The organism is Streptomyces sp. SAT1, from assembly GCF_001654495.1.
GTDB lineage: Bacteria > Actinomycetota > Actinomycetes > Streptomycetales > Streptomycetaceae > Streptomyces > Streptomyces andamanensis.
On record NZ_CP015849.1, the window covers coordinates 5,995,084 to 6,020,991 of the forward strand.

Sequence of the window (25,908 nt, forward strand, 5' to 3'; positions counted from 1 at the left end):
CCGAGCACGCCTTCGAGCCTTGAGTGGTGGCCGCATCTCAGCATGGATCCGGCGGCCCGGCCAAGGGGGCGGGTGAAGGATTTCACAAAGTCGTGGGACGGTGGCCGGTACGCGCCACCGGCGGCGGCCCGCGCGCCGGCCTCAGCTCATGCGCAGGGCCAGGAAGAAGTCCAGCTTGTCCTCCAGGCGCGACAGGTCACGGCCCGTCAACTGCTCGATCCGCCCGACCCGGTAGCGCAGCGTGTTGACGTGCAGGTGGAGCCGGGTCGCGCAGCGCGTCCAGGAGCCGTCGCAGTCGAGGAACGCCTCCAGGGTCGGGATCAGCTCCGCGCGGTGCCTGCGGTCGTAGTCGCGCAGCGGGTCCAGCAGCCGCGCGGTGAAGGCGCGGCGCACGTCGTCCGGGACGAACGGCAGCAGCAGCACGTGCGAGGCCAGCTCCTGGTGCCCGGCCGCGCAGACCCGGCCGGGGCGGGCCGCCGCGACCCGGCGGGCGTGCCGGGCCTCCTCCAGGGCGCCGCGCAGCCCCTCGGCGGAGTGCACGGCCGCGCTGACGCCGAGGGTGAGCCGCCCGTCGTCGTCCAGACCGGCGGCCAGCGGGTCCCGTACGGAGCGCAGCAGCGCGTCGGCGAGGATCCCGGCCCCCGGGCCTTCCTGCTCGGCGGGGACGGCGGGGAGCGGCACCAGGGCGATGGCCTCGCCGCCGCTGTGCGCGACGGCTATCCGGTCGGACGGCTCGGGGCCGGTGCTGAGCGGGTCGACCAGGATCTCCTCCAGCAGGGACTGGGCGATGGGGCCGCTCTCCTCGCCGCGGCCGTCCCACTCGACGCGGGCCACCACGACCTGCCAGTGCGGGGCCGAGCCGAGGCCGGGCAGCAGCACCGGCGCGGCCACCCGCAGCCGCGCGGCGATCTCGGCGGGCGGCGCGCCGCTCTGCACCAGCTCGAGCACTTCCTGCGCGAGCCGTCGGCGCACCGTGCGCGCCGCGTCCCGCCGGTCCCGCTCGACCGCGATCAGCTGGGTGACGCCCTGGAGGAGGTCGAGCCGCTCCTCGGCCCAGTCGCCGGCGTCCGCCTCGACGGCCAGCAGCCAGTCCGACAGCACCGTCTCGCGCACGTCCCGTCCGGCCTGCGGGGCGCGCCCGCCGCCGCGGATGGGGAACAGCGAGTACGTCGTGCCCTCCAGCGTGACCCGGTGCGGTCCGCGCCGTCCGGTGCGGGCGGCCGCCAGCTGCCCGGCGGCCAGCGTCCGGCAGGTCTGCGGGGGCAGCGCGGGCCCGCCGACCTTGGGGCCGGCGATCAGCCGTCCGGCGGGGGAGAGCAGCCAGGCCCGCAGGTCCAGGTCGGAGCCGAGCAGGTCGAGGACCACGTCCGGGCCGCCGCCCGCCGGTCCCGCGGTCATCATCCGGCGGTGCCGGTCCACCACGGCCGCGAGATCGCCCGCGCGCTCGCCGGAGACCTGCCGCACCACGTGCTCGGTGATCGTCGCGAACGCCACCGACTCGTGCACCGCGAACAGCGGCAGCCGGTGCCGGGCGCAGGCCAGCACCAGGTCCTCGGGCACCTCGCCCAGCTCGGCCTCGCCCGCGGCCAGCGCGGCGACCTGGGCCTGCACCAGGGTGCGGACGAACGGCTCGGCGTCGGCGGCGTCCCGGCGCCAGGCCAGGCCCGTCAGCACCAGCTCGCCGCCGGAGAGGTAGCGGCTCGGATCGCGCAGGTCGGTGGTCATCACACCGCGGACGGTGCGGTCCAGCTCCTCCTCGCCGCCGAGCAGTTTCAGGCCCAGCGCGTCGGTGTCCAGCAGTGCGCGCAGCCGCATGTCTCGTCGCCGCCGTTCTCTTGTCTCGAAATCTATGATGGATCTTGTGGGCGAGGGGTCCGCCCGATGGCCGGCCGGCGACTCGGCCGCTGGTGGGGCCCCGCCGGGCCGTGACCTCTGTTTCCCGGGGGAAACGAAGATGCGGGTGACGGCCTTCGTTCATACGAATCTACAAGATGCATCCTGCGGCCAGCCAAACCCTTCATGGTTTCGGTGACTGACCCCGCCGGAGTACTCGGTTGTGTACTGACTCCACTCCACGTGAACAGCACATGAACGAGCCTGGCCCGCCGCACACGGATTGGCTCAATCTGTACGACCTTCCGAGACGAAGAAGAGAGCCGGTCATGGACTTCCTTCGCCCCGCCAGCTGGGAGGAGGCGCTCGCCGCGAAGGCCGAGCACCCCACCGCTGTACCGATCGCGGGCGGCACCGACGTGATGGTCGAGATCAACTTCGACCACCGCCGGCCCGAGTGCCTCCTCGACCTCAACCGCATCGGAGACCTCTACGAGTGGGAGGTCGGCGAGGACAGCGTGCGGCTGGGGGCCTCGGTGCCCTACACCAGCATCATGGACAGTCTCCGTGCCGAGCTGCCCGGCCTGGCGCTCGCCTCGCACACGGTGGCCTCCCCGCAGATCCGCAACCGCGGCGGCGTCGGCGGCAACCTCGGCACGGCCTCTCCCGCCGGTGACGCCCACCCCGCCCTGCTCGCCGCGGGCGCCGAGGTCGAGGCCGAGTCGGTGCGCGGCACCCGCCGCATCCCGATCGACGAGTTCTACACCGGCGTCAAGCGCAACGCCCTCGCGCCGGACGAGCTGATCCGCGCGGTGCACATCAAGAAGGCGGACGGCCCGCAGCAGTACTCCAAGGTCGGCACCCGCAACGCCATGGTCATCGCGGTCTGCGCCTTCGGCATCGCCCTGCACCCCGGGACCCGCACCGTCCGCACCGGCATCGGCTCGGCCGCCCCCACCCCGGTGCGGGCCGCCGCCGCCGAGGAGTTCCTGGCCGCGGCCCTGGAGGAGGGCGGCTTCTGGGACAACGGGAAGATCATCACTCCGTCGGTGGCCAAGCAGTTCGCCGAGCTGTGCGCCGCCGCCTGCAACCCGATCGACGACGTCCGGGGCACCGCGAGCTACCGCCGCCACGCGGTCGGCGTGATGGCCCGCCGGACACTCACCTGGACCTGGGAGTCGTACCGCGGCACCCGCCGCGCCACCGAGGGAGCTGCGTGATGCGCGTCAACTTCACCGTCAACGGACGCCCGCAGGAGGCCGACGACGTCTGGGAGGGCGAGTCGCTGCTCTACGTGCTGCGCGAGCGCCTGGGCCTGCCCGGCTCCAAGAACGCCTGCGAACAGGGCGAGTGCGGCTCGTGCACGGTGCGCCTGGACGGCGTGCCGGTGTGCTCCTGCCTGGTCGCGGCCGGACAGGTGCAGGGCCGCGAGGTCGTGACCGTCGAGGGCCTGGCGGACTTCGCCCGGCAGCGCGCCGAGGGCGCCGGCTGCGCGAGCGGCGCCTGCGGCACCTCGCTGGACGAGGCCAAGGGCTGGCGCGCCCAGGGCAACGACTCGCAGACCGGCGAGGGCACCGAACTGTCCCCGGTGCAGCAGGCGTTCATCGACGCGGGCGCCGTCCAGTGCGGCTTCTGCACGCCCGGCCTGCTGGTCGCCGCCGACGAGATGCTCGAACGCAACGCCAACCCGACCGACGCGGACATCCGCGAGGCGCTGTCGGGCAACCTGTGCCGCTGCACGGGCTACGAGAAGATCATGGACGCGGTGCGCCTGGCGGCCGCCCGCCAGTCCGAGGGGGTCTGACATGACCACGGCCAACGGTGCTCCCACCAAACTCACCCAGGGCTACCGCACCAAGGGCGGTGTCGGCGAGTCCACGCTCCGGCCCGACGGCATCCTCAAGGTCACCGGCGAGTTCGCGTACTCGTCCGACATGTGGCACGAGGACATGCTCTGGGGCCAGATCCTGCGCTCCACCGTCGCGCACGCCGAGATCGTCTCCATCGACGTCTCCGAGGCGCTCGCCCTGGCCGGCGTGTACGCCGTGCTGACCTACGACGACCTGCCCGCCGAGACGAAGCACTACGGCCTGGAGATCCAGGACACCCCGGTGCTCGCCCACGGCAAGGTGCGCCACCACGGCGAACCGGTCGCCATCGTGGCCGCCGACCACCCCGAGACCGCGCGGCGCGCCGCCGCCAAGATCAAGGTGGAGTACAAGGAACTGCCCGTCATCACCGACGAGGCCACCGCGACCGCCCCGGACGCCGTCCTCGTCCACGAGACGCGCGACGACCTCCCCCTAGGACCTCCGGCAGGCTCCGGTCCAGGGGGTGCCCCCATCATCGGCCACGTCCCGCACCCCAACATCGTGCACCGCCAGCCGATCGTGCGCGGCAATGCCGACGAGGCCGCGAAGAAGGCCGACTTCATCGTCGAGGGCGACTACTACTTCGGCATGCAGGACCAGGCGTTCCTCGGCCCGGAGTCGGGCCTCGCCGTGCCCGAGGAGGACGGCGGCGTCCACCTCTACGTCGCCACCCAGTGGCTCCACTCCGACCTGCGCCAGATCGCGCCCGTCCTCGGCCTGCCCGAGGACAAGGTCCGCATGACCCTGGCCGGCGTCGGCGGCGCCTTCGGCGGGCGCGAGGACCTGTCGATGCAGATCCACGCCTGTCTGCTGGCGCTGCGCACCGGCAAGCCCGTCAAGATCGTCTACAACCGGTTCGAGTCCTTCTTCGGGCACGTCCACCGCCACCCGGCCCGGCTGCACTACGAGCACGGCGCCACCAAGGACGGCAAGCTCACCCACATGAAGTGCCGGATCGTGCTGGACGGCGGCGCCTACGCCTCCGCCTCCCCGGCGGTCGTCGGCAACGCCTCCTCGCTGTCGGCGGGACCGTACGTCATCGACGACGTGGACATCGAGGCCATCGCCCTCTACACCAACAACCCGCCCTGCGGCGCCATGCGCGGCTTCGGCGCGGTCCAGGCGTGCTTCGCCTACGAGGCGCAGATGGACAAGCTCGCCGACAAGGTGGGCATGGACCGGGTGGAGTTCCGCCGGCTCAACGCCATGGAGCAGGGGACGATCATGCCGACCGGGCAGCCGGTCGACTCCCCGGCCCCGGTCGCCGAACTGCTGCGCCGCGTCAAGGCGATGCCGCTGCCGCCCGAGCGGCAGTGGGAGTCCAGCGAGGGCGCCGACGTGCGCCAGCTGCCCGGCGGACTGTCCAACACCACGCACGGCGAGGGCGTCGTCCGCGGTGTCGGCTACGCGGTCGGCATCAAGAACGTCGGCTTCTCCGAGGGCTTCGACGACTACTCCACCGCCAAGGTGCGCATGGAGGTGGTGGGCGGCGAGGCCGTCGCCACCGTGCACACGGCCATGGCGGAGGTCGGCCAGGGCGGCGTCACCGTGCACGCCCAGATCGCCCGCACCGAGCTGGGCGTCACCCAGGTGACCATCCACCCGGCCGACACCCAGGTCGGCTCGGCGGGTTCCACCTCGGCCTCCCGGCAGACGTACGTCACCGGCGGCGCCGTCAAGAACTCCTGCGAGCTGGTGCGCGAACGGGTCCTGGAGATCGGCCGGCGCAAGTTCGGCTCCTACCACCCCGCCTGGGCCACCGCCGAACTCCTGCTGGAGGGCGGCAAGGTGGTCACCGACGGCGGCGAGGTCCTCGCCGACCTGGCCGACGTCCTGGAGGACGAGGCCGTGGAGATCGAGGCGGAGTGGCGCCACCGGCCCACCGAGGCGTTCGACCTGCGCACCGGCCAGGGCAACGGCCATGTGCAGTACTCCTTCGCCGCGCACCGCGCCGTCGTCGAGGTCGACACCGAACTCGGCCTGGTCAAGGTCGTCGAACTGGCCTGCGCGCAGGACGTCGGCAAGGCGCTCAACCCGCTCTCCGTCATCGGGCAGATCCAGGGCGGCACCACCCAGGGCCTGGGCATCGCCATCATGGAGGAGATCATCGTCGACCCCAAGACGGCGAAGGTCCGCAATCCCTCCTTCACGGACTACCTGCTCCCCACCATCCTCGACACCCCGACCATCCCGGTCGACGTGCTCGAACTCGCCGACGAGCACGCCCCGTACGGGCTGCGCGGCATCGGCGAGGCTCCCACCCTGTCGTCCACCCCGGCCGTCCTCGCGGCGATCCGGAACGCGACCGGTCTCGAACTCCCCCGCACCCCCGTCCGGCCCGAGCACCTGACCGGCCGGGCGTAGGACTCCGGAACGGAGCGGCCGGGCCCACGGGTTCCGGCCGGCCCGGACCGGAGAACCGGCAGACCCTCCGGGCGGCGCACCGGAACGTCACACTTCCGCGCCGCCCGGAGCACTCCCCCCGCACCCCTTCGAGTTCCGCTCCGCTCGCGGCCCTTGAAGTACCAGCACCAGTTCGTCTCGGGCCGTCCCCCGGGCCGTCCATTCCCAAATCCCGTGCCCAGGAAGGGCTTTCACGGGTGCACCTATGAACCTTGGGAGTTGGCCCCATGACCCAGCAGTCTGTGGAGCCGAGGACCGCCGCCGAAGACGCGGGCGCGGGCAGCCGCGTCCCGGCGGGACGGTCCTGGCTCGACCGGTACTTCCACATCACCCGGCGGGGTTCCACGATCGCGCGTGAAGTGCGCGGCGGCGTCACCACCTTCATGGCGATGGCGTACATCCTGCTGCTCAACCCCGTCATCCTCTCCGGCAAGGACGTCGCCGGGGACACCCTGGGCCAGAAGGCCCTGATCACCGCGACGGCGCTCGGCGCGGCGTTCACCACGCTGCTCATGGGCTTCGTCGGCAAGGTGCCGCTCGCCCTGGCCGCCGGACTCTCGGTGTCCGGGGTGATCTCCACCCAGGTGGCGCCGAACATGACCTGGCCGCAGGCCATGGGCATGTGCGTGGCCTACGGCGTGGTCATCATGCTGCTGGTCGTCACCGGCCTGCGCGAGATGATCATGAACGCGATCCCGCTGCCGCTCAAGCACGGCATCACCATGGGCATCGGCCTGTTCATCGCCTTCATCGGACTGGTGAAGGCCGGATTCGTCGGCCGCAACCCGTCGCCCGGCGGCGGCCCCGTCGTCCTCGGACCCGGCGGTGAGCTGTCCGGCTGGCCGGTGCTGCTCTTCGCCGCCACCCTGCTGCTGATCTTCGCGCTCCAGGCCCGCAACATCCCCGGCGCCATCCTCATCGGCATCGTGGGCGGCACCGCCGTGGCGGCGGTCCTGAACGCGACCGGCGCCATCGACGCCAAGCAGTGGGTGAACGGCGCCCCCGAACTCCACGGCAGCCCCGTGTCCATGCCCGACTTCTCGCTCTTCGGGCACGTGTCCTTCAGCGGCTGGGGCGACGTCGGCGTCATGACGGTCACCGTGATCGTCTTCACGCTGGTCCTGGCCGGCTTCTTCGACGCGATGGCCACCATCATCGGCGTCGGCACCGAGGCGAACCTCGCCGACGACAAGGGCCGCATGCCCGGCCTGTCCAAGGCGCTGTTCATCGACGGCGCCGGCGGTGTGGTCGGCGGTGTCGCGGGCGGCTCGGGACAGTCCGTCTTCGTCGAGTCCGCCACCGGCGTGGGGGAGGGCGCCCGCACGGGCTTCTCCTCCGTGATCACCGGCCTCTTCTTCGCGGCCTGCCTCTTCTTCACCCCGATCACCGCGATCGTCCCCTCCGAGGTCGCCTCCGCCGCCCTCGTCGTCATCGGCGCGATGATGATGATGAACGCCCGGCACGTCGACTGGGGCGACCGCGCCACCGCGATCCCGGTCTTCCTGACCGTGGTCATCATGCCGTTCACGTACTCCATCACGCCCGGCGTCGCCGCCGGTGTGGTCTCGTACACGGTCATCAAGGTCGCCCAGGGCAAGGCCCGGGAGATCGGGGCCTTCATGTGGGTCCTGACGGCGGTCTTCCTCGTGTACTTCGCCCTCAACCCGATCGAGGGCTGGCTCGGCGTCCACTGACCGAGCCCCGCGCCCTCCACCCGACCGCTGTAAGGAGAACGACAGATGCTGGACATCGCCGAGGAGCTGGACCGGTGGGTCGAGCAGGGCCGTGACTTCGCCGTCGCCACCGTGGTGGCCGTCGGCGGCAGCGCCCCGCGCCAGCCCGGCGCCGCCCTCGCGGTGGACGCCGACGGCACCGCGATCGGCTCGGTCTCCGGCGGCTGTGTGGAGGGCGCGGTCTACGAGCTGTGCCGACAGGCCCTCCAGGACGGCGAGAGCGTCCTGGAGCGGTTCGGCTACAGCGACGAGGACGCCTTCGCCGTCGGGCTGACCTGCGGCGGAGTCATCGACATCCTGGTCACACCGGTACGGGCCGGCGACCCGGTCCGTCCGGTGCTCGCCGCCGCGCTGACCGCCGCCGCCCGGGGCCGGGCGGCTGCCCTCGCCCGGGTCGTGTCCGGACCGGCCGAACTGACGGGCCGCGCCCTGCTGGTGCACCCGGACGGCACCCACGAGGGCGGCTTCGGCGGCCACCCCGAACTGGACCGCACGGCCGCCGCCGAGACGGCCGCCCTGCTCGACGCCGGCCGCACCGGCACCGTGGAGATCGGCGAACGGGGATCGCGCTGCGGCTCCCCGCTCACCCTCCTCGTCGAGTCCTCCGTACCGCCGCCCCGCATGATCGTCTTCGGCGCCATCGACTTCGCCTCCGCGCTGGTGCGGATCGGCCGCTTCCTCGGCTACCGCGTCACCGTCTGCGACGCCCGCCCCGTCTTCGCCACCCGCGCCCGCTTCCCGGAGGCCGACGAGATCGTCGTCGAGTGGCCCCACCGCTACCTGGCGGACACCCAGGTCGACGGCCGTACCGTGCTGTGCGTCCTCACCCACGACGCCAAGTTCGACGTACCCCTGCTGGAACTCGCCCTGCGGCTGCCGGTCGCCTACGTCGGCGCCATGGGCTCCCGGCGCACCCACCTGGACCGCAACGCGCGCCTGCGCGAGGTCGGCGTGAGCGAACTGGAACTCGCCCGCCTCAGGTCCCCCATCGGCCTCGACCTGGGCGCCCGCACCCCCGAGGAGACCGCGCTGTCCATCGCCGCCGAGATCGTGGCCGCCCGCCGCGGCGGCAGCGGCGTCTCCCTGACCGGCGCGCGCACCCCCATCCACCACGACCCGGCGACCCGGCCGGCGGCCCGCATCGGCTCGGTCGCCTAGGGGCTGCCCGGCCGGGCCGGGGCCGGGCACGCTCCCGGCGGCGGGACCTCAGCGATGGGCCAGCCAGGCGATGCCGGAACCGGTCGCCGCCGTCAGCAGCGTGAGCAGCCACGGCGGGAACCGCTGGACGGTCACATGCAGCCCGCCGCAGCGGAGTTCGAATTGCGGCGCGCTCTTGCGGCGCTCCTGGACCTGAGTCATGACACCAGTGCAGCACACCGGGCCGGGCCTGGAACGCGGCCGATCCGGTGGCGTCCGGCGACCGCTCCCGCAGGGCGCGGCGGCATACCTCTCTTCCGCGCGCGAGAGTGACGGGAGTCAGAACTCTCACCTCACTTCCCCGTACCGGTTCCGGTCAGAAAACTGGCCGGATACCGGCGGATCGCGGGCGTGCGCCACCCGGCGCGGTCCGGTGCCGTCCGGCGCTGTCCGGCGCTGTCCGGTCAGGAGGAACCGGCGTCCGCGCCCCCGCGCCGCCATGTCGGGCGGAAGCAGAGGATCTCCGCGGTGGCCGCGCCGCTGGTGACGAAGGGGTCCGCGGCGACGGCGGCCTCGACCGCCTCGCGCGGGCCCTCGGCCAGGACCACCCCGCCCCGGCGCGGCTCCAGCGGCCCGGCGACCTGGGCCAGGCCCTGTGCGAACACCCCCTCGGGGTGGGTGTAGTGGGCCTCCTTGAGGGAGTCGACGGTCTCCAGCGGGGCCTGGTAACGGAACACGATGACGTACATGGCTCCACTCAAGGGCACGCGGACCGCCCCGCACCAGGACCGGTCACCCGGGCAGCCATAGGCTAGAGCCTATGGATGAGCCGGAGGAGATCCCCGAACTGGAGCTGCGCCCGCTGCGGTACTTCGCCGCCGTCGCCGAGGCGGGCACCGTCACGGAGGCCGCGCGGCGGCTGCGGATCGCCCAGCCCAGCCTGAGCCAGCAGATCAAGCAGCTCGAACGGCGCGTGGGCGCACCGCTGTTCCGGCGGCTGCCCCGGGGCATGGAGCTCACCGAGGCGGGCCGGCTGCTGCTGGCCGGGGTCCGCCGGGCGCTGGACGCGCTGGGCTCCTCGGTCGCCGCGGCCCGCGCCGTCCCGGTGACCGCGGCGCTCGGCGTCTGCCGGGGCGTACCGGGGGAGGTGCTGCGCCGCGCCGAGCGGATCCTGACCGGTGCCCGGCCGCTGCGGCTGGTCCACGAACAGGCCGACTCCGCCCGCCAAGGCGAACTGCTGCGCACCGGAGCCCTGGCCTACGGCATCCTGCGCGCACCGGTGGACGACACGGCGGGCCTCCAGCTGCGCACCCTCGCCGACGAGCCCCTCGGCGTGCTGCTGGGCCACCGCCATCCGCTGGCCGGACACACCGAGCTGACCTGGGACGACCTGGCGGGGCAACGGCTGCTGTGGTTCCCCGGGCGGCGGGCCCCGGGCTATGCCTCGGCCGTCCGTGAACGGCTCGCGCGGCACGGCTGGCACCCCGGTGTCCTCGTCGAGGACACCGGCAGCCACGGTCTGTTCCGGCACGCGCTGCTCGGCCACGACGACGTGGTCGCCCTGCGCACCCGCGCCGGTTCCGCCACCGACACCGACCTCGTCTGGCGCCCGGTCGGCCCCGAACCGCCCCGGGAGCGGCTGCTCCTGGCGACCGCCGCCCGCGGACCGTGGGCGCCGCTGCCGGAGCGGGCGGAAGCGGTGGACGGGCGGCCCTAGCGCCCGGACGACCGGCGGGTTCAGGGACGGCGCAGCAGCCTGTCCACCGCCCGGCCGAACATCGCCCGCGCCGCGCGGTCCAGCAGCGGATCGAAGAGGGCGGGCAGGAACCGCACCCGCAGCTCCTCCCGCCAGCGCACCCGCGTACGGCCGCCGGAGTCCTGCCGCACCTCGATCTCCGCCCGGCCGAGGATCACCCGGCCCCGCTTCTCCAGCCGGCACAGGCCCGGCTCACCACCGGCGGGCGGGCGCCAGAGGGTGACCTCCATGGGGTCGTCGAAGCCCAGCGGGCCGAGGCCGGTCCGGGCCACGAAGCGGGTGCCCTCGCCGGTGGGCGCCGGGGTGAGCACGGTGACGCGGGTCAGCGGGACCGCGCCGCCGTGCCGCGGCCACTCGGTGAGCCGCCGCCAGGTCTCGTCCGGGGCCAGCGACGGCGTGCGTTCCAGGCAGAAGGTGACCACGGCACGATCGTAGACAGCCGCGGCCCCGCGGCCACCCGACCGCGGCCGGGCCACCCGGGGCGGCCGTATGCTGCGCCCATGCTGACACTGGAGCGGCTGCGCCCCGACCACGCCGACGCGCTCCTCGCCTTCGAGCGGGAGAACCGGCGCTGGTTCACCCGGACGATCTCGGACCGCGGGGACGCGTACTTCGCCGGGTTCGCCGGTGTGCACCGGGCCCGGCTCGCCGAACAGGACGCCGGGGTCTGCCACTTCCATCTGGTCCTGGACATCGAGGGCACGATCCTCGGCCGGGTGAACCTCGTCGACGTCGCCGACGGCCGTGCCGAACTGGGCTACCGCGTCGGCGAGCGGGCCGCCGGACGGGGTGTCGCGACGGCGGCCGTACGGGAGGTGTGCCGGCTGGCCGCCACCGCGTACGGGCTGCGGGAACTGACCGCGGTCACCACGCTGGACAACCCGGCGTCCAGGACCGTGCTCGCCCGCAACGGCTTCGCCGAGACGGGCGAGGTGAGCATCACCGGACGGCCGGGGCTGCGGTTCCTGCGCGTGCTCGACGCCCGCGACGCGCCCTGGCCCGATCCGGACGAAGGACGCTAGGGCCTGTCGTCACATTCCCGTCGTCCGCCCGGAGGGCGGGCTTCGCGGCGTCAGGTGCGTGCTCTCGGCGTGGCGGGTCCTGACCCGCGTACTGGACGTACTCGGGTCTGGGCCCGGTGCGGCGAGTGGGGGTCCCCCCCTGCTCGAAGAGCTTGGGGGAGCGTGCATGGCGTCGCGGGGCAGGCGGGAATGTGACGACAGGCCCTAAGGGCGGTACACCTTGCCCGGCACCGGCTTGCCCGGGGCCAGGAGCTGGGGCACGGTGACGAACACGTACCCGCGCTCCTTCAGCGCGTCGATGATGCCGGGGACGGCGGGCACCGTGCCCTTGTAGATGTCGTGCAGCAGGATGATCCCGTCACGGGAGGACTGGTCGAGGACCCGCTTCTTGATCAGCTCGGAGTCGGTCGTCGTGTAGTCCTTCGCGGTCACGCTCCACAGGACCTCCGACATGCCCATCTCCTTGGAGATCCGCTGCACGGTGTCGTTGGTCCGGCCCTGCGGCGGGCGCATCAGGGTGGGCTTGTGCCCGATGAGGCGTTCGATCGCGTCGTTGGGCCGCTTCAGCTCGTCGCGTATCTTCGCCTCGGATATCTCGGTGAGGATCTCGTGGTCCCAGGTGTGGCTGGCCACCTCGTGGCCCTCGGCCGCCATCCGCTTGACCAGTTCCGGGTACGTGTCGATGTGCCGCGCCCCGAGCAGGAAGAAGGTGGCGGGCACCTTCTTCTCCTTCAGGATGTCGAGCAGCCGCGCGGAGTTCTCGCTCGGACCGGCGTCGAAGGTCAGCGCGATGCACTTGGCCTGGCGGCAGTCCACCGAGCCGAACCGGCCCGGCGCGCCGTCCGCCGCCTGGGTCCTGGCCGTGCTCGGACTGGTCGCGTCCACTGTGGTGCAGCCGCTCAGCGCGAGCGTCAGGCCGGCCGCGGCGGCGAGTGCGGCGATCACGCGGGACCTCGTCCCCGTTTTCCCGGTTCTCCCGTTCGTGCAGGTCTTCTTGGTCAAGGAAGGCATGCCGGGGACTCTACAGAGACGCTATAGACGCAGTGTATAGCGGGGTCGAATAGCTGAACGTCGTACATGTGATCTGCCGGGAACGTGGCGATGTGTGCCGTTCCGTCACCGGGTTACTCAAGCCGACACATGACGCCGGCGCATGGGCGGCGGCGAGAAGTGAGAGGCGAGAGGGAGGAGAGCCCTGTGAGCGGACGCATCTGGCGCCGGGCCCTGGTGACCGGCGGGGCCGGTTTCGTCGGATCCCATCTGTGCGCGCGGCTGCTCGACGCCGGCACCGGCGTCGTCTGCCTGGACAACCTGGCCACCGGCAGCCTCGCCAACGTGGCCGAGCTGGAACGGCGCCCCGGCTTCCGCTTCGTGCGCGCCGACGCCACCGACCCCGGCGCCCTGCGCGCGCTGCCCGGCACCTTCGACCTGGTCCTGCACTTCGCCTGCCCGGCCTCGCCCGCCGACTATCTGCGGCTGCCCCTGGAGACCCTGGACGTCGGCAGCACCGGCACCCGCAACGCCCTGGAACGCGCCCGCGCCGACGGCGCCCGCTTCCTGCTCGCCTCCACCTCCGAGGTCTACGGGGACCCGCTGGAGCACCCGCAGCGCGAGACCTACTGGGGCAACGTCAACCCGGTCGGCCCGCGCAGCGTCTACGACGAGTCCAAGCGCTTCGCCGAGGCGCTGGTCACCGCGGACCGCCAGGTCCACGGCACCGACGCCGCCATCGTGCGCATCTTCAACACCTACGGCCCCCGGATGCGCACCGGCGACGGCCGCGCCGTGCCCACCTTCATCGCCCAGGCCCTGGACGGCGCCCCCCTCACCGTGGCGGGCGACGGCGGCCAGACCCGGTCGCTGTGCTACGTCGACGACACCGTCCGCGGCGTCCTCGCCCTGGCCGCGGCCGACGAGACCGGCCCGGTCAACATCGGCGGCGCCGACGAGATCACCGTGCTGGAGCTGGCCCGCCGGATCGTGGAGCTGACCGGCTCCGCCTCCCGCATCAGGTTCGTCGACCGGCCCGTGGACGACCCCGGCCGCCGCCGCCCCGACACCCGGCTCGCCCGGGAACGGCTCGGCTGGCGGCCCCGCGTGCCCTGGGCCGAGGGCCTGGAACGCACCATCGGCTGGTTCGCGCAGTCGGTCGCGGCCTGAACCCGCCCCCGGCGGCCCGCTCACGCAGCGTGAGCGGAGCCGTACGGTGCCGAGTCGTCTTCAGGTGTTTGAGACAGCTGAGGCGCGGCACTCAGAAGCCCGGAATGTTCAAGAAGTTCCAGTAGGTCCGACCGGCCCCGCAGGACCCCGCCGCAACGGGACGGAGCCCACCCCATGCGCATCCTTGGAATCAACGCCCTGTTCCACGACCCCGCCGCCGCCCTCGTCGTCGACGGCGAGACGGTCGCGGCCGGCGAGGAGGAGCGCTTCAGCCGCCGCAAGCACGGCAAGCGCCCGGTGCCGTTCTCCGCCTGGGAACTGCCGGAACTCTCCGCCCGCTGGTGCCTGGAGCACGCGGGACTGCGCCCCGCCGAGCTGGACGCCGTCACCTACTCCTACGACCCGGCCCTGGCCCGCCCCGCCGCCGAACTCGGTCTCTTCGACCCGTGGGACCCGCTGCGCCAGGAGTACGCCCGCCGCGCCCCCGAGTTCCTCGCCGAGGCCCTGCCCGGTTTGGACCCGGCCAAGGTCGTCTTCGTACCGCACCACATCGCGCACGCCGCCTCCGCCGGGCCCGCCTCCCCGCACCCCGACAGCGCCGTCCTCGTCCTGGACGGCCGCGGCGAGGCCGCCTCCCACCTGGCGGGCCGCTTCCACGACGGCAAGCTCGACACCCTCGCCGCCCAGGCGCTGCCCCACTCCCTCGGCCTGCTCTACGAGGAGCTGACCGCCCACCTCGGCTTCCTGCGCAGCAGCGACGAGTACAAGGTCATGGCGCTCGCCTCCTACGGCAGGCCCCGCTTCCTGCCCCGGCTGCGCACCCACGTCCACGCCACCGGCGACGGCGGCTTCCGCGCCCACGGCGTCGACTGGGCGGACCTCGCCCCGCCGCGCGGCAAGGACGAACCCTGGACCCAGGACCACGCCGACCTCGCCGCCAGTGGCCAGGCCGCCCTGGAGGAGGTCCTGCTGGAACTCGTCCACTGGCTGCACCGCGAGGCCGGGGGCGACGCCCTCGCCCTGGCCGGCGGCGTCGCCCTCAACTGCGTCGCCAACTCGAAGATCGCCGCGCGGGGCCCGTACCGGCACGTGTGGGCGCAGCCCGCCGCCGGTGACGCCGGCACCGCGCTCGGCGGCGCCCTCTACCTGGCCGCGAGCGAGGGCGCCGTCCCCGCGCCCATGCCCGGCGCCGCCCTCGGCCGCGGCTGGAACGACGAGGAACTGCGCCACCGGCTGGAGGAGGCCGGTGTGCCCTACGAACGGCCCGACGACATCGCCGAGACGGTCGCGGAGGAACTGGCCCGCGACGGCGTCGTCGCCTGGTTCCAGGGCCGCAGCGAGTACGGGCCGCGCGCCCTCGGCCACCGCTCCCTGCTCGCCCACCCCGGCCGGTCCGACAACCTGGAGCGGCTCAACCGGGTCAAGGGCCGCGAGGAGTTCCGCCCGGTCGCCCCCATGGTGCTGGCCGACCGCGCCCACGAGCTGTTCGAGGGGCCGCTGCCCAGCCCGTACATGCTCTTCGTGCACGACGTCCACCGCGACTGGCGCGAGCGGATCCCCGCCGTCGTGCACGTCGACGGCACCGCCCGCATCCAGACCGTCGACGAGCGCGACGAACCCCTCGTCGCCCGGATGCTGCGCGGCTTCGAACGGCGCACCGGGCTGCCCGTCGTCGTCAACACCAGCCTCAACACCGCGGGCCGCCCCATGGTCGACGACCCGCGCGACGCCCTGGAGTGCTTCGGCTCCGCCCCCGTCGACCTGCTGGCGCTCGGCCCGTACGCGGTGCGCAGGGCGAGGGCGTACGCATGAACGGCACCCTCACGCACCCCGCCTACGCCGTGGTGGTCCCCACGCTCGCCCGGGACACCCTCGCCGACTGCCTGGCCGCGCTCGCCGCCGCGCACGGGCCCCGGCCCGACGAGATCGTCCTCGTCGACGACCGCGGCGAGCCCGAACCGGGCGCGCTGGAGCACGCGTTGGCCGTGCTGGGCGACCTGCGCCCGCGCACCACCGTGCTCACCAGCGGCGGACGCGGACCCGCCGCCGCCCGCAACACCGGGCTGCGCGCCGTCACCGCGCCCTGGGTCGCCTTCCTCGACGACGACGTCCAGGTCGGCCCGCACTGGTGCGACCAGCTCAGCGAGGACCTGGCCGAGGCGGACGAGGACACCGCCGCCGTCCAGGGCGTCATCGCGGTGCCGCTGCCCGGCGAGCGGCGCCCCACCGACTGGGAGCGCGGCACCGCCGGACTGGCCGGGGCCCGCTGGATCACCGCCGACATGGCGTACCGCACCGACGCGCTGGCGCAGGTCGGCGGGTTCGACGAACGCTTCCGGCGCGCCTTCCGCGAGGACGCCGACCTCGCGCTGCGCGTCCTCGACGCCGGGTGGCGCATCCGGCAGGGCCGCCGCACCACCCGCCACCCCGTACGCCCCGCCGACCGCTGGGTGTCCCTGCGTGCCCAGCGCGGCAACGCCGACGACGCGCTGATGCTGCGGCTGCACGGCCCCGGCTGGTGGCAGCGGGCGGTGGCCCCGCGCGGGCGCATCCGCGGCCACCTCGCCGTGACCGCCGCGGGCGTCGCCGCCTGCGCGCTCGCCGCGGCCGGGCGGCCCCGGCCCGCCGCGCTCGCCGCGCTCGGCTGGGCGGCCGGCACCGCCGAGTTCGCCCGCTCCCGGATCCTGCCCGGTCCGCGCACCCGCGACGAGGTCACCACCATGGCCGTCACCAGCGTCCTCATCCCGCCCGCCGCCACCTGGCACTGGCTCAGCGGACGCTGGCGCCACCGCGCCGCCCCCGCCTGGCGGGAGGTGGCCCCGTGAACCCGGTCCGCGCCGTCCTGTTCGACCGCGACGGCACCCTCGTCGAGGACGTCCCCTACAACGGCGACCCCGACCGGGTCCGGCCCGTCGAGGGCGCGCGCGAGGCCGTGCGGCTGCTGCGCGCGCACGGTGTCGCCACTGGCGTCGTCACCAACCAGTCGGGCGTGGCCCGCGGCCTGATCTCGGTCGCCGACGTCCGCCGCGTCCACGCGCGCGTCGACGCGCTGCTCGGCCCCTTCGACGTGTGGGCCGTCTGCCCGCACGGCCCCGGCGACGGCTGCCGCTGCCGCAAGCCGCAGCCGGGCCTGATCCTGTGGGCGGCGGGGCGGCTGTGCGTGCCGCCCGGCGACACCGTCGTCATCGGCGACATCGGCTCCGACATGGAGGCGGCCCGTCGCGCCGGGGCCCGCGGCATCCTCGTCCCCACCCCGGTCACCCGCCCCCAGGAGACCGCCGTCGCCCCCCGCACGGCCCCGGACCTGCTGACGGCGGTCCGCACGGCCCTGACCGACCCCTGGTCCGGCACCGGCGGCGCCGCACCCCGCGCCGCCGCGGCGCCCGCCGTCCCGGCCGCCGCCGGACGGACCGGTGCGGGCGGGTCCGGTGGCCCGACCGGCGCGGGCGCGCCCGGCGGACGGAGGCGGCGATGAAGGCACTCGTCAGCCGCCTCGACAGCTTCGGCGACGTACTGCTCGCCGGGCCCGCCGTGCGGGCCGTCGCGGCGCGCGCCGAGCGGGTCACCCTGCTGTGCGGGCCGCGCGGGGAACCGGCCGCGCGGATGCTGCCCGGCGTCGACGACATCCTGGTCTGGGACGCGCCCTGGGCCGGGTTCGAGCCGCCGCCCGTCGACCGGCCGGAGATCGAGAAGCTGCTCGACGCCGTCGACGCCGACACCGCGCTCGTCCTCACCTCCTTCCACCAGTCCCCGCTGCCCACCGCACTGCTGCTGCGGCTGGCCGGGGTCGGGTTCGTCGCCGCGGACAGCGTGGACCACCCCGGCTCCCTGCTGGACGTACGCCACCAGCGCGCCCCGCACGCCCACGAGGCCGAGGCCGCCCTCGACCTCGCCGAGGCCGCCGGGTTCCCGCGCGCCGACGACGGACGGCTGCGCGTGCTGCCCCCGCCGGACACGGCGCACCTCACCGGAGAAGAGCCGTACGTCGTCCTGCACCCGGGGGCGAGCGTGCCCGCCCGTGCCTGGAGCACCCGGCGCTGCGCCCAGGCCGTACGCGAACTGGCCGCGGCCGGGCACCGGGTGGTCGTCACCGGGGGAGCGGGCGAGCGGGAGCTGACCGCCGAGGCCGCGGGCACGCACGGCCTGGACCTGGGCGGCCGGACCCGGGCGCCCGAACTCGCCGGGGTCCTCGCGGGCGCCCGCGCCGTCGTCACCGGCAACACCGGCCCCGCCCACCTCGCCGCCGCCGTCGGCACCCCCGTCGTCTCCCTGTTCGCGCCGGTCGTGCCCGCCGAGCGCTGGCGCCCCTACGGCGTCCCGTACGTCCTGCTCGGCGACCAGAGCGCCCCGTGCGCCGACAGCCGCGCCCGCACCTGCCCGGTGCCCGGACACCCCTGCCTGGAATCGGTGACCGCCACCGACGTGCTCGCCGCCGTGGAGAAGGTGATGCAGCCGTGAGGATCCTCATCTGGCACGTGCACGGTTCCTGGACCACCGCGTTCGTCCAGGGCCCGCACACCTACGTCGTGCCCGTCACCCCCGGCCGCGGACCCGACGGCCTCGGCCGCGCCCGCACCTTCGACTGGCCGGACTCGGTGCTCGAACTCCCCCCGGAACAGCTCCCGGACGCCGGGATCGACCTCGTGGTGCTGCAACGCCCGCACGAGTACGAGCTGGTACGGCGGTGGCTCGGCCGCACCCCGCCCATGGTGTACCTGGAGCACAACGCCCCCCACGGGAACGTGCCCGACACCCGGCACCCCGTCGCCGACCTGCCCCCGGGCATCCCGCTCGTCCACGTCACCCACTTCAACCGGCTGATGTGGGACGCCGGAGCGGCCGACACCGCCGTCGTCGAGCACGGCATCGTCGACCCCGGCCCGCTGTGGACCGGCGAGGTGCCGCACGCGGCCGTCGTCGTCAACGAGCCGGTCCGGCGCGGCCGCACCACCGGCACCGACCTGCTGCCCGCGTTCGCGCGGGCCGCCCCGCTGGACGTCTTCGGCATGGGCACCGACACGATCGCCGCCCACCTGGGCCTGCCGCCCGGCCGGTGCCGCGGCCACGAACTCGTCCAGCGCGAGCTGCACCGGGAGATGGCCCGGCGCCGCCTCTACCTCCACCCGGTCCGCTGGACCTCCCTCGGCCTGTCCCTGCTGGAGGCGATGCACCTGGGCATGCCCGTGGTCGCCCTCGCCACCACCGAGGTCACCGAGGCGGTTCCGCCCGGCGCCGGAGTGGTGTCCAACCGGATCGACGTACTGACCGACGCCGTACGGGACTTCGTCGCCGACCCGCTGTACGCCCGTACGGCCGGGGAGGCGGCACGCGCCGCCGCGCTCGCCCGCTACGGACTGACCCGCTTCCTGGACGACTGGGAGCGGCTGCTGAAGGAGGTCACCCGATGAGGATCGCCATGGTGTCCGAGCACGCCAGCCCGCTGGCCGCGCTCGGCGGGGTCGACGCCGGTGGCCAGAACGTGTACGTCGCCCGGCTCACCGAGGAGTTGGCACGCCGCGGCCACGACGTCACCGTCTACACCCGGCGCGACGACCCGCACCTGCCCGAGCGGGTGCCGCTGCCCGGCGGCGCCGTCGTCGAGCACATAGCGGCCGGACCGCCCGAAGTCCTGCCCAAGGACGACCTGTTCGCGCACATGCCGTCCTTCGGCGCCCAACTGGCCCGCGCCTGGCGCAAGGGCCGGCCCGACGTGGTGCACGCGCACTTCTGGATGTCCGGCATGGCGTCCCTGCTCGGCGCGGGCCCGCACGGCGTCCCCGTCGTCCAGACCTTCCACGCCCTCGGCACCGTCAAGCGCCGCCACCAGGGCAGCGAGGACACCAGCCCGCCCGAACGCATCGGTGTGGAACGGCAGATCGGCCGCACCTGCGACCGTGTCCTGGCCACCTGCTCCGACGAGGTGCACGAACTCGCGGGCCTGGGCGTCTCCCCGAGCCGGGTCTCCGTCGTCCCCTGCGGCGTCGACTCCGCCCACTTCCACCCCGACGCGGACACCGCGACCGCGCCCGAGCGCAGCCACCGGCACCGGCTGCTGTCCTGCGGCCGACTGGTCCGCCGCAAGGGCTACGACCAGGCGATCCGTGCCCTCACCAGGATCCCCGGCGCCGAACTGCTCATCGCCGGGGGCCCGCCCCACGCGGGTGTCGGCACCGACCCCGAGGCCCGGCGGCTGCTCGACCTCGCCCGGCGCGAGGGGGTCGGCGACCGGGTGCGGCTGCTCGGCGCCGTCGACCCGGCCCTGATGCCCGCCCTGATGCGCAGCGCCGACCTGGTGCTGTGCACCCCGACCTACGAGCCGTTCGGGATCGTGCCGCTGGAGGCGATGGCGTGCGCCGTTCCCGTCGTCGCCAACGACGTCGGCGGCCACCGCGACTCGGTCGCCGACCGGCGCACCGGCCGCCTCGTCCCCGAGGGCGACACCCCGGCGCTCGCCGCCGCCGTACGCGACCTGCTCGGCAGCGACCGCACCCGCCGCCGCTACGGGACGGCCGGCCGCGATCGCGTGCTGACCCTGTTCACCTGGGGGCGCGTCGCCGACGGCGCCGAACAGGTCTACCGGCAGGTCACCGCGGGCCGCGCGGTCAGGTCGGAGGTGGCCTGACACGGCACCGTCCGCCGGGCCGCCGGCCCCCACAGAGCCTCCCTGCCCCACCGCACCCCCACCGCACCCGCGGAGGTGACGCCATGAGCACACAGACCCCGGCCGTCGTCGGCCACTGCGACGAACTCCTCACCGCCCTGGGCCGGTTCCGCGGCCACGCGCACATCACCCAGCGCTGGGGCGAACGCCTCGCCGCCGTCCTCGGCGGCGGCGGACGGCTGCTCGCCGCGGGCAACGGCGGCAGCGCCGCCCAGGCCCAGCACCTCACCGCCGAACTCGTCGGCCGCTACCGCGACGACCGCCCCGCCTACTCGGCGATCGCCCTGCACGCCGACACCTCCAGCACCACCGCCATCGCCAACGACTACGGCGTCGACGAGGTGTTCGCCCGCCAGGTGCGCGCCCACGGCAGGCCCGGCGACGTACTGATGCTGCTGTCCACCAGCGGCGCCAGCGCCAACCTGCTCTCGGCGGCCGACGCGGGACGCGCGGCCGGACTGCGGGTGTGGGCGCTGACCGGCCCGGCACCCAACCCGCTCAGCGCCGGCAGCGACGAGGCGCTGTGCGCCGACGGCCCCTCCACGGCCACCGTGCAGGAACTCCACCTGGTCGCCGTGCACATGCTCTGCGCGGCCTTCGACGGCGCCCTCGAACAGGACGCCCTCCAGCGGGGCGGGAGGTGACATGACGGGCAAGGCACCCCTGGTCGTGGTCGGCGACGCCCTGCTGGACCGCGACCTCACCGGACACGCCGACCGGCTCGCACCCGACGCGCCCGTCCCCGTCGTCGCCGACTGCGCGGAACGGCTGCGGCCGGGCGGCGCCGCGCTCACGGCCTACCTCGCCGCCCGCGACGGCCGCGACGTCACCCTGGTCACCGGCCTGGACGACGGCCCGGCCGCGCGCGAACTGCGCCGCCTGCTGGAACCCTGGCTCACCCTCGTGCCGCTCCCGATGAGCGGCGAGATCTCCGAGAAGACCCGCGTCCTGGCCCAGGGCCGCCCCGTGGTCCGCCTCGACCACGGCTCCGGCCGCGCCCGGCGCGCCACCGAAGAGGCGCGGGCGGCGCTCGCCGGGGCGGCGGCCGTCCTCGTCTCCGACTACGGACGTGGCGCCGCGGACGCCCTGCGCGCCGAACTCGGGCGCCGGCCCCCCGTCCTGTGGGACCCGCACCCGCGCGGCGGCCCGCCGGTACCGGGCACCCGCCTGGCCACCCCGGCCCGCGCGGAGGCCCACGGCTTCGCCACGGCGCTGCGCCCGGCGGACGCGGAAGCGGACCGCGCCCCGGCCTCCGTTTCCGGGGACGGCGCCGGGTCCGGCGGCGCGGGCAGCGCCCTGCGCACCGTCGCCCACGAGGCCGCCGCGCTGGTACGGCACTGGCGCGTCGCCGCCGTCACGGTGACCCTCGGCGACCGCGGCGCCCTGCTCTCCTACGGCGAGCACCCGCTGCTGGTACCGGCCACCGTCGCCCACCACGGAGACCCGTGCGGCGCCGGGGACCGCTTCGCCGCCACCGCGGCCGGACTCCTCGCGGACGGCGCGCTCGTGGAGGAGGCCGTCGAGGGCGCCGTCACCGCGGCGAGCGCGTTCGTCGGCGCGGGCGGGGCGGGCGGACTGCTGGACGCTTCGCGCGCCGCGCAGGCCCCGGCCGCCCCGCCGCGCCGGGACGACCCCGCCGAGCTGATCGCCCGGGTCCGGGCCGTCGGCGGCACCGTCGTCGCCGCGGGCGGCTGCTTCGACCTGCTGCACGCCGGACACGTCGGCCTGCTCCAGGCCGCCCGGCGCATCGGCGACTGCCTCGTCGTCTGCGTCAACTCCGACTCCTCCGTACGGCGCCGCAAGGGCGAGGGCCGCCCCGTCAACCCGCTCGCCGACCGCCTGCGCGTCCTGCGCGCCCTGGCCTGCGTGGACGCCGTCGCCGTCTTCGACGAGGAAACCCCCGAACGCCTCCTCGCCGCCCTCCGTCCCGACGTCTGGGTCAAGGGCGGCGACTACGCGGGCGCCGAACTCCCCGAGGCCGCCCTCCTCCAGGAGTGGGGCGGCCAGGCCGTCCTGCTCCCGTACCTGGACGGCCACTCCTCCACGGCACTGCTGGCACGGGCGGCGGAGGGAGCACGGTGAGGGGCGCGGCCCGGCACGGGGACGGCACGCCGCGGTCCGCGGTTGCGCCGCGGTCGGCCGGTGCGGCGGGGCTCGCCGGTCCGGCGGGGGCCGCCCAGGTGCCGCGGTCCGGCGGCGCCGGGCCGGACACCGCCCTGCGGGGCGCGTCGCCGGGACCCCGGACCACCCGTATCGGGCGTCACGGCCCACCGCGCGGAGCCACCGTGTCCCGTGCCGCCGCCGATCCGCCGGCGGCGGGTGCGCGAAGCGCGGTCTCCGCGGCCGAGGGGCCTCCTCTGAGCACCGTTCCCGCAGGCACCTCCCTCGCACCCCAGGAGTCCGGAGCCCGGCGCGTCGGCGCGTGCTCCTCACCTCGTACGGCCGACCGCGGCACCGCCCCCATGGTCCCCGCCACCCCCACCGCCCCGGACACCGCGCCCTCGCCCGCGCCCCGCACCTCCTCCCAGCCGCCCCGCCCTCCCCGCCTGCTCGTCCTACGCGCCCTCGGGGTCGGGGATCTGCTGGCGGGTGTACCGGCGCTGCGTGCCCTGCGGCGGGGGTTCCCGGGGTACGAGATCGTGCTCGCCGCGCCGCGGGAGCTGGCGCCGCTCGTCGCGGCGACGGGCGCCGTCGACCGGCTGCTGCCCGCCTCGGCGCCCGGCCGCGCCGTACCCGGTGAGCTGGCCTGGGCCGGGCCGCCCCCGGACGTCGCCGTCGACCTGCACGGCAACGGGCCGCCCAGCCACCGCCTGCTCGCCGCGCTCCGCCCCGCGCGGCTGTTCGCGTTCGCGCACCCCTGGACCCCGGGCATCGAGGGCCCGAACTGGTTCGCCGAGGAGCACGAACGGGACCGCTGGTGCCGGCTGCTGCGCTGGTACGGCGTCGACGCCGACCCCGCCGACCTGCGGCTGCCCCGCCCGGCGGAGCCCTCCCCGGCCCCGGGCGCGCTCGTCGTGCACCCCGGTGCGGGGTCTCCCGCGCGCCGCTGGCCGCCCGAACGGTTCGCGGCCGTCGCCGCCGCGGCCCGCGCCCGCGGCCACCGCGTCGTCGTCACCGGCGGACCGGACGAGTCCGGCCTGGCAGCGGCCGTGGCCGCGCGGGCGGGGCTGCCCGGCACCGACGTGTTCGCCGGCGGCCTGCCGCTGGGCCGGCTCTCGGCTCTCGTCGCCGCCGCCCGCGCCGTCCTCAGCGGCGACACCGGCATCGCGCACCTCGCCGTCGCCCACGCCACCCCGTCGGTGACCTTGTGCGGCCCGGTCCCGCCCAGCCGCTGGGGCCCGCCGCCGGGCGACCCCCGCCACCGCGCCCTCTGGCACGGCCCGGAGGGCGACCCGCACGGAAGCGACCCCGACCCGGCGCTGCTGAGGATCAGCCCCGACGAAGCCCTGGACGCCCTCGACGCGCTCCCCGGACCGGCGCGCTGACCGAGGACACCCGCAGGACGACCGAAGGACGACCCGGACATGGAACACGCACCCGTCGGCGTGGTCATCGCCACCCGCAACCGCTCGGCCGGCCTCGCCGTGACCCTGCGCCACCTGCTCGACCTGCCCGAACACCCCGAGATCGTGGTCGCCGACAACGCCTCCACCGACGACACCCGCGCCCGCCTGGCCCGCGACTTCCCACAGGTCCGCGTCCTGGCCCTGCCGTCCAACCGGGGCGCCTGCGCCCGCACCCACGGCGTCCGCGCCCTGCACACGCCCTACGTGGCCTTCAGCGACGACGACTCCTGGTGGGAACCGGGCGCGCTCGCCGAGGCCGTACGCCTGCTGGAGCGCCATTCCCGGCTCGGCCTGCTCGCCGCCCGCACCCTCGTCGGTCCCGAGGACGAACCCGACCCGCTGGACAAGGTGCTCGCCGACTCGCCGCTCGGCCGTGCCACCGACCTGCCCGGCACCCAGGTGCTCGGCTTCCTCGCCTGCGCCGCCGTCACCCGCCGCACCGCCTACCTCGACGCGGGCGGCTTCCACCCGCTGCTGTTCTTCGGCGGCGAGGAGACCCTGCTCGCCTACGACCTCGCCGCCCGCGGCTGGGGCGTCACCCACTGCCCCGAGGTGGTCGCCCACCACCACCCGGCGTCCGGCCCGCGCACCGGCCGCGGGGCCCTGGTACGCCGCAACGAACTCCTCACCGCCTGGCTGCGCCGCCCGCTGCCGCACGCCCTCGCCCGCACCCGCGCCCTGGCCGCCGACGCCCGCCACGACCCGGACGCCCGCCGCGCCCTGCGCGAGGCGCTGCACCGCCTGCCCCGCGCCCTGCGCGCCCGGCACCCCCTTCCCCCGTACGTCGAACGCGCCGTACGGGAACTGGACCAGGACCGGGGAGGCACCCCGTGACCGACCCGCGCACCACCGTCGTGGTCATCACCCACAACCGCCGCGACGAACTCCTGCGCACCCTGGACCGCCTCGCCGAACTCCCCGAGCGGCCCGCGGTGATCGTCACCGACAACGGCTCCACCGACGGCACCTCCGCCGCCGTGGCCCGCCACCATCCGCGCGTCCTGCTGCTGCGCCCCGGCCGCAACCTCGGCGCGGTGGGCCGCAACCTGGCCGTGCGCCGGGTCCGCACCCCCTACGTGGCCTTCTGCGACGACGACTCCTGGTGGGCGCCCGGCGCGCTGGCCGGCGCCGCCGACCTGCTCGACCGGCACGCCGCGCTCGGCGCGGTCACCGCCCGCATCGTCGTCGAGCCGGACGGCACCGAGGACCCGATCGTCGAGGAACTGCGCAACTCGCCCGTGCCCGGCCCCCGCTGGCTGCCCGGCCCGGCGCTGGGCTCCTTCCTCGCGGCGGCGACCGTCCTGCGCACCGACGCGTTCCGCCGGGCCGGCGGCTTCCACCCGCGGCTGTGGCTCGGCGGCGAGGAGGAACTGCTGGCCGCCGACCTGGCGGCGGACGGCTGGTGGCTGACGTACGCCGAGAAGCTGACGATCCATCACCAGCCCTCCGAGGTACGGGACCCCACGCGCCGCCGCCGGGACGGCATCCGCAACACCCTGTGGTTCACCTGGCTGCGCCGCCCGCTCGGTCCCGCGCTGCGCCGTACCGCCCATCTGGCGCGCACGGTGCCGCGCGACACCGCGTCGCTGCGTGCCTTCGCCGAGGCGGCCGGTGCCCTGCCGTGGGTGCTGCGCGAGCGGCGGGTGCTGCCGCCGCAGGTGGAGGACGGGCTGCGCCTCCTGGAGGAGAGCCAGCGCCGGTCGAAGGCCCGCCGCTACACCGGCTGACCGCGCACCGGAGCGCGGCCGGGGCGCGGTCGGCCGGGC

General features: G+C 75.2%; 24 protein-coding genes. 19 read left to right on the forward strand and 5 right to left on the reverse strand.

All coding sequences use genetic code 11. The features are described 5' to 3' along the window. Positions 1 to 141: 141 nt before the first annotated feature. Positions 142 to 1,815, reverse strand: a complete 1,674-nt coding sequence (locus A8713_RS25685) for a PucR family transcriptional regulator (RefSeq protein WP_064535916.1) — start codon at positions 1,813 to 1,815, stop codon at positions 142 to 144. A 347-nt stretch (positions 1,816 to 2,162) separates the two neighbouring features. Here A8713_RS25685 and A8713_RS25690 point away from each other — a divergent pair, with 347 nt between their 5' ends. The 5 genes from A8713_RS25690 (at position 2,163) to A8713_RS25710 (ending at position 8,998) form a co-directional block, all read left to right on the forward strand. Continuing rightward, a complete protein-coding gene (locus tag A8713_RS25690; protein ID WP_064535917.1) occupies positions 2,163 to 3,053 on the forward strand; it encodes an FAD binding domain-containing protein in 891 nt (296 codons plus the stop codon). Beyond that, on the forward strand, positions 3,053 to 3,637 hold the full coding sequence (locus A8713_RS25695; protein WP_064535918.1) for a (2Fe-2S)-binding protein: 585 nt from the start codon (positions 3,053 to 3,055) through the stop codon (positions 3,635 to 3,637). Before A8713_RS25690 ends, A8713_RS25695 begins: the two co-directional genes overlap by 1 nt. Before the next feature lies 1 nt (position 3,638). Further along, positions 3,639 to 6,068 (forward strand): xanthine dehydrogenase family protein molybdopterin-binding subunit, encoded by a 2,430-nt coding sequence (locus A8713_RS25700; RefSeq protein WP_064535919.1) that lies wholly within the window; start codon positions 3,639 to 3,641, stop codon positions 6,066 to 6,068. Positions 6,069 to 6,334: 266 nt separating this feature from the next. Next, the gene (locus A8713_RS25705) at positions 6,335 to 7,801 is read left to right on the forward strand and encodes an NCS2 family permease (RefSeq protein ID WP_064535920.1); all 1,467 of its coding nucleotides are present in this window, start codon (positions 6,335 to 6,337) and stop codon (positions 7,799 to 7,801) included. A 45-nt stretch (positions 7,802 to 7,846) separates the two neighbouring features. Further along, positions 7,847 to 8,998: an XdhC family protein gene (locus A8713_RS25710; RefSeq protein WP_064535921.1), complete on the forward strand. Its 1,152-nt coding sequence runs from the start codon at positions 7,847 to 7,849 to the stop codon at positions 8,996 to 8,998. A 48-nt stretch (positions 8,999 to 9,046) separates the two neighbouring features. Here A8713_RS25710 and A8713_RS33665 read toward each other — a convergent pair whose 3' ends face one another. After that, positions 9,047 to 9,199 (reverse strand): hypothetical protein, encoded by a 153-nt coding sequence (locus A8713_RS33665; RefSeq protein WP_159393122.1) that lies wholly within the window; start codon positions 9,197 to 9,199, stop codon positions 9,047 to 9,049. A gap of 242 nt (positions 9,200 to 9,441) precedes the next feature. Next, on the reverse strand, positions 9,442 to 9,726 hold the full coding sequence (locus A8713_RS25715) for a YciI family protein (RefSeq protein ID WP_064535922.1): 285 nt from the start codon (positions 9,724 to 9,726) through the stop codon (positions 9,442 to 9,444). 71 nt (positions 9,727 to 9,797) lie between these two features. On the opposite strand from A8713_RS25715, the gene A8713_RS25720 reads away from it, so the two are divergent. Then, positions 9,798 to 10,694 (forward strand): LysR family transcriptional regulator, encoded by an 897-nt coding sequence (locus A8713_RS25720; RefSeq protein WP_064535923.1) that lies wholly within the window; start codon positions 9,798 to 9,800, stop codon positions 10,692 to 10,694. A gap of 20 nt (positions 10,695 to 10,714) precedes the next feature. On the opposite strand, the gene A8713_RS25725 is transcribed toward A8713_RS25720, so the two are convergent. Next, complete coding sequence (locus A8713_RS25725; RefSeq protein WP_064535924.1) at positions 10,715 to 11,155, reverse strand: hypothetical protein; 441 nt, start codon at positions 11,153 to 11,155, stop codon at positions 10,715 to 10,717. 78 nt (positions 11,156 to 11,233) lie between these two features. Between A8713_RS25725 and A8713_RS25730 the strand changes: the two genes are divergently transcribed. Further along, a complete protein-coding gene (locus A8713_RS25730; RefSeq protein ID WP_064535925.1) occupies positions 11,234 to 11,755 on the forward strand; it encodes a GNAT family N-acetyltransferase in 522 nt (173 codons plus the stop codon). Positions 11,756 to 11,959: 204 nt separating this feature from the next. On the opposite strand, the gene A8713_RS25735 is transcribed toward A8713_RS25730, so the two are convergent. Further along, positions 11,960 to 12,766 (reverse strand): polysaccharide deacetylase family protein, encoded by an 807-nt coding sequence (locus A8713_RS25735; RefSeq protein ID WP_064535926.1) that lies wholly within the window; start codon positions 12,764 to 12,766, stop codon positions 11,960 to 11,962. Between the two features lie 129 nt (positions 12,767 to 12,895). Between A8713_RS25735 and A8713_RS25740 the strand changes: the two genes are divergently transcribed. From A8713_RS25740 to A8713_RS25795, 12 genes are all read left to right on the forward strand, one after another. Continuing rightward, entirely contained in the window at positions 12,896 to 13,915 is a 1,020-nt protein-coding gene (locus tag A8713_RS25740) for an NAD-dependent epimerase/dehydratase family protein (RefSeq protein ID WP_064535927.1), read from the forward strand. Positions 13,916 to 14,089: 174 nt separating this feature from the next. Beyond that, the gene (locus A8713_RS25745) at positions 14,090 to 15,727 is read left to right on the forward strand and encodes a carbamoyltransferase family protein (RefSeq protein WP_064535928.1); all 1,638 of its coding nucleotides are present in this window, start codon (positions 14,090 to 14,092) and stop codon (positions 15,725 to 15,727) included. Beyond that, positions 15,724 to 16,740: a glycosyltransferase family 2 protein gene (locus tag A8713_RS25750; protein ID WP_064535929.1), complete on the forward strand. Its 1,017-nt coding sequence runs from the start codon at positions 15,724 to 15,726 to the stop codon at positions 16,738 to 16,740. The genes A8713_RS25745 and A8713_RS25750 overlap by 4 nt, the downstream gene beginning before the upstream one ends. Next, a complete protein-coding gene (locus A8713_RS25755) occupies positions 16,737 to 17,390 on the forward strand; it encodes a D-glycero-alpha-D-manno-heptose-1,7-bisphosphate 7-phosphatase (RefSeq protein ID WP_079159130.1) in 654 nt (217 codons plus the stop codon). The genes A8713_RS25750 and A8713_RS25755 overlap by 4 nt, the downstream gene beginning before the upstream one ends. Continuing rightward, the gene (locus tag A8713_RS25760; protein WP_064535930.1) at positions 17,387 to 18,373 is read left to right on the forward strand and encodes a glycosyltransferase family 9 protein; all 987 of its coding nucleotides are present in this window, start codon (positions 17,387 to 17,389) and stop codon (positions 18,371 to 18,373) included. The genes A8713_RS25755 and A8713_RS25760 overlap by 4 nt, the downstream gene beginning before the upstream one ends. Beyond that, the gene (locus A8713_RS25765) at positions 18,370 to 19,323 is read left to right on the forward strand and encodes a glycosyltransferase (protein ID WP_064535931.1); all 954 of its coding nucleotides are present in this window, start codon (positions 18,370 to 18,372) and stop codon (positions 19,321 to 19,323) included. Before A8713_RS25760 ends, A8713_RS25765 begins: the two co-directional genes overlap by 4 nt. Next, on the forward strand, positions 19,320 to 20,537 hold the full coding sequence (locus A8713_RS25770; protein WP_064535932.1) for a glycosyltransferase: 1,218 nt from the start codon (positions 19,320 to 19,322) through the stop codon (positions 20,535 to 20,537). The genes A8713_RS25765 and A8713_RS25770 overlap by 4 nt, the downstream gene beginning before the upstream one ends. Positions 20,538 to 20,620: 83 nt before the next feature. After that, positions 20,621 to 21,220 (forward strand): D-sedoheptulose-7-phosphate isomerase, encoded by a 600-nt coding sequence (locus A8713_RS25775; protein WP_064535933.1) that lies wholly within the window; start codon positions 20,621 to 20,623, stop codon positions 21,218 to 21,220. Between the two features lies 1 nt (position 21,221). Next, positions 21,222 to 22,658: a D-glycero-beta-D-manno-heptose 1-phosphate adenylyltransferase gene (gene rfaE2, locus A8713_RS25780; RefSeq protein ID WP_064535934.1), complete on the forward strand. Its 1,437-nt coding sequence runs from the start codon at positions 21,222 to 21,224 to the stop codon at positions 22,656 to 22,658. A 380-nt stretch (positions 22,659 to 23,038) separates the two neighbouring features. Beyond that, positions 23,039 to 24,061, forward strand: a complete 1,023-nt coding sequence (locus A8713_RS25785; RefSeq protein WP_079159131.1) for a glycosyltransferase family 9 protein — start codon at positions 23,039 to 23,041, stop codon at positions 24,059 to 24,061. Positions 24,062 to 24,100: 39 nt separating this feature from the next. After that, a complete protein-coding gene (locus A8713_RS25790; protein WP_064535935.1) occupies positions 24,101 to 24,976 on the forward strand; it encodes a glycosyltransferase family 2 protein in 876 nt (291 codons plus the stop codon). Beyond that, the gene (locus tag A8713_RS25795; protein ID WP_064535936.1) at positions 24,973 to 25,869 is read left to right on the forward strand and encodes a glycosyltransferase family 2 protein; all 897 of its coding nucleotides are present in this window, start codon (positions 24,973 to 24,975) and stop codon (positions 25,867 to 25,869) included. Before A8713_RS25790 ends, A8713_RS25795 begins: the two co-directional genes overlap by 4 nt. Positions 25,870 to 25,908 lie beyond the last annotated feature (39 nt).

Coding starts and splice junctions, on each gene's coding strand:
- A8713_RS25685 (WP_064535916.1), bottom strand. CDS start 1,815: ATGCGGCTGCGCGCACTGCTGGACACCGACGCGCTGGGCCTGAAACTG.
- A8713_RS25690 (WP_064535917.1), top strand. CDS start 2,163: ATGGACTTCCTTCGCCCCGCCAGCTGGGAGGAGGCGCTCGCCGCGAAG.
- A8713_RS25695 (WP_064535918.1), top strand. CDS start 3,053: ATGCGCGTCAACTTCACCGTCAACGGACGCCCGCAGGAGGCCGACGAC.
- A8713_RS25700 (WP_064535919.1), top strand. CDS start 3,639: ATGACCACGGCCAACGGTGCTCCCACCAAACTCACCCAGGGCTACCGC.
- A8713_RS25705 (WP_064535920.1), top strand. CDS start 6,335: ATGACCCAGCAGTCTGTGGAGCCGAGGACCGCCGCCGAAGACGCGGGC.
- A8713_RS25710 (WP_064535921.1), top strand. CDS start 7,847: ATGCTGGACATCGCCGAGGAGCTGGACCGGTGGGTCGAGCAGGGCCGT.
- A8713_RS33665 (WP_159393122.1), bottom strand. CDS start 9,199: ATGACTCAGGTCCAGGAGCGCCGCAAGAGCGCGCCGCAATTCGAACTC.
- A8713_RS25715 (WP_064535922.1), bottom strand. CDS start 9,726: ATGTACGTCATCGTGTTCCGTTACCAGGCCCCGCTGGAGACCGTCGAC.
- A8713_RS25720 (WP_064535923.1), top strand. CDS start 9,798: ATGGATGAGCCGGAGGAGATCCCCGAACTGGAGCTGCGCCCGCTGCGG.
- A8713_RS25730 (WP_064535925.1), top strand. CDS start 11,234: ATGCTGACACTGGAGCGGCTGCGCCCCGACCACGCCGACGCGCTCCTC.
- A8713_RS25735 (WP_064535926.1), bottom strand. CDS start 12,766: ATGCCTTCCTTGACCAAGAAGACCTGCACGAACGGGAGAACCGGGAAA.
- A8713_RS25740 (WP_064535927.1), top strand. CDS start 12,896: ATGACGCCGGCGCATGGGCGGCGGCGAGAAGTGAGAGGCGAGAGGGAG.
- A8713_RS25745 (WP_064535928.1), top strand. CDS start 14,090: ATGCGCATCCTTGGAATCAACGCCCTGTTCCACGACCCCGCCGCCGCC.
- A8713_RS25750 (WP_064535929.1), top strand. CDS start 15,724: ATGAACGGCACCCTCACGCACCCCGCCTACGCCGTGGTGGTCCCCACG.
- A8713_RS25760 (WP_064535930.1), top strand. CDS start 17,387: ATGAAGGCACTCGTCAGCCGCCTCGACAGCTTCGGCGACGTACTGCTC.
- A8713_RS25770 (WP_064535932.1), top strand. CDS start 19,320: ATGAGGATCGCCATGGTGTCCGAGCACGCCAGCCCGCTGGCCGCGCTC.
- A8713_RS25775 (WP_064535933.1), top strand. CDS start 20,621: ATGAGCACACAGACCCCGGCCGTCGTCGGCCACTGCGACGAACTCCTC.
- rfaE2 (WP_064535934.1), top strand. CDS start 21,222: ATGACGGGCAAGGCACCCCTGGTCGTGGTCGGCGACGCCCTGCTGGAC.
- A8713_RS25785 (WP_079159131.1), top strand. CDS start 23,039: ATGGTCCCCGCCACCCCCACCGCCCCGGACACCGCGCCCTCGCCCGCG.
- A8713_RS25790 (WP_064535935.1), top strand. CDS start 24,101: ATGGAACACGCACCCGTCGGCGTGGTCATCGCCACCCGCAACCGCTCG.